At 39.1% G+C, this 10,254-nt stretch carries 6 protein-coding genes and 2 tRNA genes; 3 read left to right on the top strand and 5 right to left on the bottom strand.

Annotation, left to right across the window (positions count from 1 at the left end; all coding sequences use genetic code 11):
- Both CTN01_RS22380 and mscM read right to left on the bottom strand, forming a co-directional pair.
- Nucleotides 1-1,658: Ig-like domain-containing protein (locus CTN01_RS22380; protein ID WP_249033688.1), on the bottom strand; the 1,658-nt coding region annotated here is incomplete at its 3' end.
- Between the two features lie 329 nt (nucleotides 1,659-1,987).
- Nucleotides 1,988-5,278 (bottom strand): miniconductance mechanosensitive channel MscM, encoded by a 3,291-nt coding sequence (mscM, locus tag CTN01_RS22385; RefSeq protein ID WP_045149565.1) that lies wholly within the window; start codon nucleotides 5,276-5,278, stop codon nucleotides 1,988-1,990.
- Between the two features lie 223 nt (nucleotides 5,279-5,501).
- On the opposite strand from mscM, the gene CTN01_RS22390 reads away from it, so the two are divergent.
- Both CTN01_RS22390 and CTN01_RS22395 read left to right on the top strand, forming a co-directional pair.
- Nucleotides 5,502-5,589 (top strand) — tRNA-Ser (locus CTN01_RS22390).
- A gap of 29 nt (nucleotides 5,590-5,618) precedes the next feature.
- Nucleotides 5,619-5,709: transfer RNA gene (locus CTN01_RS22395), tRNA-Ser, on the top strand.
- Between the two features lie 168 nt (nucleotides 5,710-5,877).
- Here the strand turns inward: CTN01_RS22395 and CTN01_RS22400 are convergent.
- A complete protein-coding gene (locus CTN01_RS22400; RefSeq protein ID WP_045149566.1) occupies nucleotides 5,878-7,104 on the bottom strand; it encodes an NRAMP family divalent metal transporter in 1,227 nt (408 codons plus the stop codon).
- 327 nt (nucleotides 7,105-7,431) lie between these two features.
- On the bottom strand, nucleotides 7,432-8,043 hold the full coding sequence (locus CTN01_RS22405) for a LysE family translocator (protein WP_045149567.1): 612 nt from the start codon (nucleotides 8,041-8,043) through the stop codon (nucleotides 7,432-7,434).
- Nucleotides 8,044-8,141: 98 nt separating this feature from the next.
- Here CTN01_RS22405 and CTN01_RS22410 point away from each other — a divergent pair, with 98 nt between their 5' ends.
- The gene (locus CTN01_RS22410; RefSeq protein ID WP_045149568.1) at nucleotides 8,142-9,011 is read left to right on the top strand and encodes a LysR family transcriptional regulator; all 870 of its coding nucleotides are present in this window, start codon (nucleotides 8,142-8,144) and stop codon (nucleotides 9,009-9,011) included.
- 69 nt (nucleotides 9,012-9,080) lie between these two features.
- On the opposite strand, the gene CTN01_RS22415 is transcribed toward CTN01_RS22410, so the two are convergent.
- Complete coding sequence (locus tag CTN01_RS22415; protein ID WP_107342218.1) at nucleotides 9,081-9,857, bottom strand: M48 family metallopeptidase; 777 nt, start codon at nucleotides 9,855-9,857, stop codon at nucleotides 9,081-9,083.
- Between the last annotated feature and the right edge of the window lie 397 nt (nucleotides 9,858-10,254).

Consider the following 10,254-nt stretch of genomic DNA (forward strand, 5'->3'; position numbering starts at 1 on the left):
TCGGCTTTATTTAAAAAGCTATCGCCATTAGCTTCAAAGTTCGCTGTAATTTCTGCAAGGGTATCTTTGATAATGGTGTTAGTGGCCGATGTTGTATTACCTGCAATATCGGTAGCTGTGGTCGTAATGGTGAGTTGACCTTCAGCGAGCGATGTTAGATCCGCGTCATTCACAGTCCATTTACCGTTATTTACCGTGGTGGTGTAAATTTTATCGGCACCGCTACTATCTGTGATGGTAATAGTCACGGTTTGTCCATCTTCTATATTTTCAACAGCGCCAAATACATCGGTTATGGGTGTTTCAACGGCGTTGAGGTACGCATCGCCTTTACCGTCAAAGCTGGTCGTAATATTTGCCGCAGTATCTTTGATGATAGTGTTGGTAGCAGAGGCTGGGTTGCCAGCAATATCGGTAGATTCAGCCAGAACGGTAATTTCACCTTCAGCCAAATCGGTTAGGTCGGCATTACTAACTGACCATTTACCTGCGCTGATAGTGCTCTCAAAGGTTTTCTCTAAGCCTTGGCTGTCAGTGACGGTAATAGTCACGGTTTGTCCATCTTCAATATTCGCGATAGTGCCAAACAGCTCAGTCGTTGAGACTTCGGCTTGATTGAGGAAGCGATCACCGTTACCGTCAAAATCAGCCGTAATAGTGGCTAAGGTATCTTTGATAATAGTGCTGGTGGCGGAAGCTGGATTACCCGCTATATCGACAGTTTCTGCCAGAACAGTGAGTTCACCTTCAGCAAGAGAAGAAAGATCAGCATCATTAATTTGCCAAGTGGCTTCATCATTGATGGTTTCAAAACGTAGTGTTTTACCTTGGCTGTCAGTGATGGTGATTGATATTGGTTGATCACTTTCAACAAAATTTATCTCACCTAATAAATCACTATTTGTAATTTCAGATAGGCTTAAGTAATTATCACCTTTACCGTCAATCTTTGCGTTTATTTCAGCAAAGGTATCTTTGATTGTTGTGTCTTTAGCATCGACAACATTGCCGTAGAAGTCGGTAACAGAAGCATAAATAGAAAGCTCACCTTCAGCAAGGGAGCTTAAGTCTTGATTGCTAATAATCCATTTTTGATTTTGTACTACCGCAGTGGAAGTAAATACTTTGCCGTTAATATCAGTCACATTAACGATAACAATTCTGCCATCTTCAATATCAATAGCGTCGCCCAGTAGTACGGCAGAAGGTGTTTCAAATCGGCTTTTATAACCATCGTTACCATCAACAATGGAGGCTGTTAACGTCGCAGAAGCTTTAAGGGAAGGGATAGCATCTGCAATAGATTCATTCTCTGCTTTTTGAACAGATGTCATTGAACGTGTACTAAATCCAGCTTTGGGTAAGGTTTCAGCTAATGTAGCTTTTATCTGAGAAATAAAAGAAGCGCTGTTGCTTGATAGCGGCTCTTGGTCAACGTTAGCATCAAGAAAAAACTGGGTACGATGCGAAGAACTCTCGATAACAGGGGCATCATCTTGGTTGGTCTGTGTTTTTAGGATGTCATTGATGTAGGCCCTTTCTTCAATGAAAGGAATCGACTGATCAATAATTTCTGAAGGTGGAATTTGAACCCATTCGCCTGAATCTGTAATTTTCCAGATAATGCCTTCAATAACAACATACATCATTGGCTTCATCCTTGGCCCCTGTCTTTTTATTCTTATTGTAAAATCAATATTTTTATAAATATTTGTATCAAAAAGCTATTGATACAAATATCTATATTAGAGATAAAAATATTTTAAAAACATTAAATTAACATAATAGTTTTATCAGTAACTATTTTTTGTGATCTTGGTTCATGGTTTTTTTATCAAAAGTAACGTGATTGTTGATATATCGTTCCGTGTTAACAGAAAAATTATTTAATAAGAAGAGAGTTTGGAAAGGGGGATGAGAGTAGGGTACTTGTGGATATACGTACTGCTATTGATTTAATAGCAGTACGTGAAGTGATGATTAAATGTTATTTGCCACTGGTTGGATGGTATTGCTGACCTTTCATTGTGACTTCTAACTGCGGTGATGCTATATCAATATGATTTTTAATAAATTTGTTCTTAATTCGGCAGTGGAGGTCATGGGTTAAACTTAAGCGATGCCCCGTTTCTGCGGCATAAGCACGCAATTCAAATTGTTGGCAATTAGCCGTTAATCCTAAGAAGAATACTTCAGGTGCTGGATTATCGAGTACCAGTTCACATTCCTCTGCCGCTTCAAATAATAATTGTGTTACTAGCTCAGGATCGGCTTTAAATTTCACATTGATTGAAAGGTTTACTCGAGTAATCGCATCGGACAACGACCAGTTAATAAATTGCTCAGTTACAAAAGCTTTATTAGGCACGATCACTTCTTTTCTATCCCAGTCCACAATCGTAGTTGCGCGGGTTTTTATTTTCGCGACTACGCCTGTGAGCTCACGAATCGTTACTGTATCACCAATACGAATTGGTTTTTCAAACAAGATAATTAAGCCAGAAATAAAGTTGGCAAATATCTCCTGCATACCAAAACCAATACCGACACCAAGGGCCGCGACTAGCCATTGCATCTTGCTCCAGTCAAAACCAATTAATGCCGAGCCGACAATAATACCGATGAAAATGGCTAAATAGCGGGTAACAGAAGTAATCGCATAACCCGTACCAGGGCTTAAATCAAGATGCTGAAGAATAAGCAGTTCCATAGCACCGGGTAAATCGCGTGCCAAAATAACCGTTAAACCAAAAGCAAATACCGCCAGTAAAACACTTTGTAAAGTAATGGTATGTAGCTCTTCAATACCGTTGATAGTATTGGTTACATCCCATAGCGTGACACCTTCTAATAGTGACGTGGCTTGATAAAAATCGGAAAACAGCCAACTTAAAATAAACAGATAGATCAGTGATAATAGCGAGCGTAATAAACGTAATGATTGAGCACTGATTTTATCTAAGTCTACTTTCGGCTCTTCAATTTCAATGCTGAGATCGTTACTAACGTGGTGTTCGTCTTTATCTTCCAACATTTCAGCTTGACGCTGAGCAATGATTTCTTGGCGTTTTGCTTTTGCACGTTCAAATGCTAATCGACGTTTTTGTATTAACATCAATCTTTTTATTAAGAAATATACCAGCAAGACTACAACACCAATCACGGCACCTTGCTGAATACGAAGCATGATGGTTTGTGATGTGGCTAAGTATCCATTGAGTGCGGCATAGTTGAGTACCTGTGGGGTAATGATAAGTACCCACCAAAAGATATGGTGACCAATATGGGCTTTTCCTTCAGGCAGCTCACCATAGGTCATAGGCATCTTGAGCTTCCACAATCGCCAATGGAAAAAACTGATAGCGATATTAGAAATAATAAAAGCCAATCGTCCAAGGGTAGCCGTTGTATCGAGTTCGCTAGTTAGCATAGTGAATTGTTGCAAGATAAGTGCAGGAACAAACACCATCATTAACCGTCGATAATTATCTAATGCTTTATTGGTGATTTCTTCAGACCAACCAAAGTGACTGGTGAAAAGTCCATCTTTACGGCCTAGTTCTCGAATGAAAAAGAAGACAACCAGTGCATAAGGTAGTGATAGAGCTTGGCCTAAATGGAAAATAAAGGGTAACTGCCAAGCAAGGCTTAAAGTATAACCAACAATAAATATGATAAGAGGGATTGGCCATGCAAGGATGAAGGCAATCGCAACATTAGTGTAGCTATAGCGGAATTTATCTTCAGTGACGCGATTAATTCGTTTGCTGGTTTTTTCTAAATAAAGTACCCAATGTTTTTTGGCAAAATATAGAAATGCAAGCAGTGAAGCAATGACAAAAACGCTAGCAAACAATGAGTAAGGACTAATAAAATGCGGGACTTTAACAAGACCTATCCATTGTGTTGGAGAAAAGAACCATTTGATTTTTTCACCCATTTGTTTGATTACATCAAAGCTGAGTGGGTTAGTATTGGGTGCCCAAAAAAGTAATTTTGCTGATTCATTTTTAATCTTGATCAGCATGCTATTTAAGCGATCGAAAATAACTTTAAGCTTAGCTTGTTGGTAAATTAACGTTTCAGACGCTTTATTAATATCACTATATAGTTTGAGATTATCTTGTATCAGTGCATGTAAACGATCAATTTGTTGCTGTGATAGGTTACTGGTACTGATTTTTTCTTTATTATTTTTCAGTAGATCAGACTGTTGTTGATAATCATAAAGGCGAATTTGATTACGGGCGACATCACGATTAAGTTTATCAATCGGTGGATTAGACGGTAAACTTTGTAATCGGTTACGAAGATTCTCACTAATAATTGGGCTTATTTTAAGCCAATCAGCCATAACTCTTAATGCATCAGCTGTTTGTGTGGTTTCAGCAATCTGCTCATTGGTGGTACTAATAGACTGCTGTGTTTGCTCAATATTAGACGTCAGTGCAGCTAACTCAGAAGACAAATGCTTGTTTAATGTTAACTGCTGTTTAATCACTTCTGGCTGGTTTTGAATATCAGCTTGTAGCTCTTGGTTTTGCTCATCATTTTCTGAAACATTAGAGCGTAAAACACGATTAAGTGTATTTTGTAAGTTATTACGATATGCCTGATGTGCTTCAATTTGTAAGTTTTCATATTGCAGGTTTAGTTTTGCTAAGGCACGACGATTACCAGCACTTAGCTGTTCAGCTTCCAGCATAAATAAATGGCTAGTTGTATATTGCTCGGCGATTTGAAGCAGCATGATAGCTTCTGTGTTATTGCCCCGTTGCGCTTGAGCTAGCTCTTTACTGATACTTTGTTTTTGTGTTCTTAACTTATTGGTTTGGTATGAGAAATCGTCAATACCATGCTCAATTTCAATTAAAATATTGCGGTATGATTGGCGTGCTATCTCGAGTTGGACCAGCTTGGTATCTTGCTCTGCAATTTCTAATGTTAGCTGGTCGTGATCCCAGTCGTTAGATGCTGGAAATTCGGTCGCGCTAAAATTCGCTATTTGATCTTGAACTCTTGCCTTATCTTCTGGGTAGGAGTTCATTAGCTTTTCATAACTACGTGTTGCTTGATTAAAGTTTTTAGTTTTCTCAAGCTGGTTTTCCGCTGTTTGATAAGCAGAAAGCTGTTTGATTATTTCAGGCGTTTTTTGTTGAGCTTCAAGCTGGCTGATCTTGCTGGCAATAAAATGTTCGTTTGATGCGTTCTCTTCAGCAGATAGTGGGGTGGAAATGAGAAAGAATAAGAAGAGATAAAAAAATGAGAAATATCGCATAAAAAACCTGTAATTGAGTACTACGGATGCATAAACAGCAAGGTATATCAGCGTTATGTTACAGTAATTGAAATTGATGAAAAACAATAGATTGGTATGAGAATAGACCTAATTGATCTATAAGTCGGCGAATGAATAAGAGAATAGGAAAATACCTTGACCGATATCGCATAAGTGATTACATTAGCCGCCGTTGAAACGCATAGCGGTTCAGCAACAATGTGGTGAGGTGTCCGAGTGGCTGAAGGAGCACGCCTGGAAAGTGTGTATACGGCAACGTATCGAGGGTTCGAATCCCTCCCTCACCGCCATCTCTTATTTAATAAGAGATTACAATTTAGGAGAGATGGCTGAGTGGTTGAAAGCACCGGTCTTGAAAACCGGCATACGTTTATAGCGTATCTAGGGTTCAAATCCCTATCTCTCCGCCATATTTAGAAAAAGCCGCTAGCGAAAGTTAGCGGCTTTTTTGCGTTTGGCGTAAATATGCTTTAATTCACTAAGCGGTGAGTAATGTGTTCGTATTTTCCTGTTACATAAAAAGCACAAAGGTCTAGTACTATTACTAGACCTTTATTGTGCGGTACTAAGTGTTGGGGTTATCCCATAAACTTCGTCATAAAGTTACTGATGTTTGATAGGCTAGCCGCTGCCATTACCACCACAATTAATACGCCTGTAACGGTTAGGTACATCGGGTGTTTGTAATCGCCGACGATGTCTTTACGGCGAGTGGCGGCAAGTACCATGGCTAATACCACTGGCAGAATAATACTGTTGATAAGACCTGCTAACATTAGCAGCAGTATAGGCATGTTCATGGTCACAGTGCCAAGGCTGGTGATGATAATGAAGCCCACACACCATGTTTTTTCATTGCGCGCAACCACAGGGAAAAGGGTTTTAATTAGCGAGATTGCCATGTAAGAGTTACCAACGACTGAAGTGATTGAAGCAACAAACAACACCAAGCCAAAGATAAAATAACCCACTTCACCTGCACCTTGTCGGAAAGCATCGGCGGCTGGGTTTGATGTCTCTAAAACTGCGCCCGTTGCAATCACGCCAAATACCGCTAAGAACAGCAAAATACGAATAACAACGGCGATTGAAATGCCAGCCCATGCTGCTTTTTTAATTGCGCCTACATTTTCTTTACCTTGTAAGCCAACATCAACTAAGCGCTGCGCACCGGTGTAATAGCCACCGACAGCACCACCAACAATGGTTAATGTTGGCAGTAATAGGTTATTTATATCTGTTGGTATCACCGCTGCTTTTAGTGTTTCACCCATCGGTGGAAGGCTGGTCATTGCCACATAAGCTATTAACATAATCATAAATAAGCCAAGGTAGCGTGCCATTTGATCCATGCGCTTAGAGGCATTGTGAACGACAAACAGTAAACAACCGACAACGCCTGTGAACAATGCGCCCCATGTGGTATCGACACCCGTCAGAACATTAAGACCTAACGCTGCACCACTGACGTTACCAAAGTTAAACGCCACAGCACCAAGCGCAAGTAGAATACCGACAACATAGCCCATCCCCGGGGCAACACGATTAGCAATGTCTTGGATACGTAAGCCAGATACACCCACAATGCGCCACAAGTTCATCACAATACCGAAGGTGATAAACATGGATGCAAAAACAGGAAATGCCATGTCGATTTTATAGATGTTAGTAAAAACGGCAGTTTGGGTTAAAAAGCCCGGACCAACAGAGGTCGTAGCCATTAGGAAAGCTACACTTAAAATTGCTTTGTTTTGCCAAGAAGTGTCTTGAGTACTGGTAGGTGCTGCAGAAGTCATTTTTGTCATGTTGGTCTCTAAAATGTTGTCTCTCTCTTTTATAGAAAAAAGAAAGACAACTGACCGAGATCAGCTGACTCAAAGAAAAGAAAAAAAACGTAAAAACAGATAGTTACGAAATGTAATCGTTTGCTTCGACGCGGATATTAGTGATATGAATTAAATATGTCAACGAAAATTTAGAATAAAAATGAGACTTTACTTATTTTTTCGAGATTTATTTCCGTAAGAGGTGTTTAGTGAGAACTTTTCACTAAGTCGTTTGGATTTTGTAGAAATATTAGGGGCAAAAAAGAAAGTCGCCGAATGATGATCGGCGACGTTGAGTTTCAAGCGCTAAGATTTTAATGCCAGCACAGTTCCGAAGGTAACCAGTCCTACGCCACAGAGTTGGTTTAGTCGCTTCTTCATATTCAATAAACGTGTTTGCAGTGCTTTTGATGTAAATAGGCTCGCAACAAGGCTAAACCATAAACAGTGCATCGCAATCATGTAACCACCATATATCAAAGCGATATGGTTATTACTTGTATCAGTAGAAATGACTTGGCTAAACACGCTTAAGAAAAACAGCATGGTTTTAGGATTTAACGCGTTACAAAGAAAGCCTTGTGCTAGAAAGTGTTGGCTACTTTTACTCGGCTTCGTTGCACCTTGTAGATCGGTTTTGTTATCAGAAAAAAAGATCCCTTTAATCCCTAAATAAATTAGATAGGCAGCGCCTGCATAGCGAATGGCATTAAATAGCATTTCATTTTGTGAGATGAGGTAACTGATCCCCAATAATGAATAGGTAATGTGGATGGTGATCGCAAGGCTAATACCGATTGCTGTCCAGATCCCAGCAGAACGCCCGTGATTGAGGCTGTTTTTTAACACTAATATGAAGTCAGCACCAGGACTTACAACAATCAATAATCCCAAGATCGCTAAGCTGATCAGTTCCATTTATCTCTCCAACAAGTTTTTTATGGCGTTATTGTATGCTTGCGATGGCTATGTTTTAATCGAAAATAAGTGGGGTAAAGTGTGAGAAAAATTCACAGATGAGACATCTTAAAGCTTTTTATGTATTCGATGTGGCAGCGTCATGTTCAAGTTTTAGTGAAGCGGCACTGCAATTGAACATTACGCATGGTGCAGTGAGTAAACAGATCAAGGCACTAGAAGCGTATTTAGGCGTTGCGCTTTTTTATAAGAAAGGGCGTAACGTCTTTTTAACGCAGGAAGGTGAAAAGTTAAAAGTGTCGACCCGTCAAGTCTTCACCGTATTGGAAAATACAGTAAATGAGTTGCGAAAGCCTGCGCATCATACGTTAGAAGTGTCATGTGAGCCAACATTAACCATGCGTTGGTTAATGCCTCGACTAAGTGGCTTTTATGAATCGTCAGGTATTGATGTGCGTTTATCGACAGCTGGCGGGGCTGTTCAATTAGGGACAAATGGCTTATCGCTTGCGATACGTCGTGATGATTTTGAGTGTCATCGTGATTACTACAAAACGTCATTAGTTGAAGAGTGGGTGGGTCCCGTTTTCTCGCCCGATTATTGGGAAAAAGTGAAGCACGATCTTGGTAGTATCACGACGATTCATAGTGCAACTCGAGCTAGCGCATGGCAAAACTGGCAGCAAATGAGCGGTACAGCAACTGATTTTACTCACCACTCCCAGCAGAAATTTGGCCATTTCTACTTTTGTATTCAAGCGGCTATTGATGGACTAGGGGCTGCAATGGGGTCATATCCTTTTGTCATGGATGACATCAAACGAGGTGTGTTGGTCGCGCCATTTGGTTTTGTGCCGTCGGGGTGTGATTATATTCTGATGAGTGATAAAGCAAATTTAGTCGGTGAAGAAAAACAGTTTGCTGATTGGTTAGTGGATAATTTATCGCAGGCTATACCTAAGTGCTAAAAATGAATAAAGCCGCTAATTTAAAGCGGCTTTTGGCTATGGCAATGATTTGTTAGGCTTCACGAGCGATCAGAGTCGATTCTTGATCACCAAGCTGATAGCATTAATCGCGATAACACGTTTTGTCATACGTGGGTGGCTTGAGGTAATTTCTTGTAAAAAGCCAAACACGGTAGGCACGCTCAGCTCTTGTTGTACAAAACTGTCATTATTGGTTGCAGTCACCAGTTCTCGGCTTCCTGATGCTAGAGTGATGAGGGCATTAATGCTGGCGGATTTATTATTAATAATTTCAGCAGCAATACGATCACAGGTTAATTCACAAGCACGGCTATAAGCTGAACCTAAGAAAGGGATAAACATTGCTGGCTTCATTAATAAGTTAATCCAGAAATTTACGTGACCTGCGGCATGGTGAGCAAGTTCATGAGCAATAACAAAACGCAGCTGATCTTGTTTTTTCTCTTCCCATAATAAATCAACTAAATCGCTAAACAGTAGCGTGTATTTACGAGATAGAAATTTCACCGCTAAAGCATTGGTTAAACCTTGAGAGTTTACAATAAACATTTCAGGCTTTTCTTTTATATCTAGCGCAGTGGCTATTTCGTCAGCCATATTATTTAAGTTTGTATATTGGTTTTTATTAACGTGAACGGCATTACCAAAAATACTGGCTTGAAAGAATTTACTTGATAGCCAAATAAAAAATGCTACTGGAATAAGAAAAATAAGAATACTAAAAAGTGTGCCCAGTAATAATCCAACCCAAATTAACCCACCAATAATAATGCATAACATTTTATAAAGATTTTCTTTAGGATGACGTAACGAAGAAACGTTCATTTATAATTCCTTTTGTCAGTTAATTAAAATCATCAATAGGTAAAATAGTGCTATTAAGAGGAATGGCAGGCAAACTTAAGAGTATAAAAGTGCGATATGAATAATGAAAAAAACACATTTATTGCTTTTTTGGTATTTATTGTTGTGTTCTAGTGGCTTAATTGTTCTTTTTGTAATCAAGTGAATACCATTAAGGCTTTATCATGATTGAATCGACTTTTCATCGGGATATGTCACATTAATTATAAAGTCTTGCCATTTATTTTTTATATTGTTTCTTTATTGAAAATCTAAATTTCATCAAATAGATAATAAAAATCAAATAATGAGATCTTTATCAATTTAAAAATTTATCTTTATTATGACGTGATCTTGTTTGTTTTAGATCAAATAAATT

The organism is Photobacterium angustum (assembly GCF_003026365.1).
Classification (GTDB): Bacteria; Pseudomonadota; Gammaproteobacteria; order Enterobacterales; family Vibrionaceae; genus Photobacterium; species Photobacterium angustum.

Bases quoted from the DNA above. Each gene is read 5' to 3' on its own strand.
- CTN01_RS22410 (WP_045149568.1), top strand. From the start codon at position 8,142: ATGAGACATCTTAAAGCTTTTTATGTATTCGATGTGGCAGCGTCATGT.
- mscM (WP_045149565.1), bottom strand. From the start codon at position 5,278: ATGCGATATTTCTCATTTTTTTATCTCTTCTTATTCTTTCTCATTTCC.
- CTN01_RS22415 (WP_107342218.1), bottom strand. From the start codon at position 9,857: ATGAACGTTTCTTCGTTACGTCATCCTAAAGAAAATCTTTATAAAATG.
- CTN01_RS22400 (WP_045149566.1), bottom strand. From the start codon at position 7,104: ATGACAAAAATGACTTCTGCAGCACCTACCAGTACTCAAGACACTTCT.
- CTN01_RS22405 (WP_045149567.1), bottom strand. From the start codon at position 8,043: ATGGAACTGATCAGCTTAGCGATCTTGGGATTATTGATTGTTGTAAGT.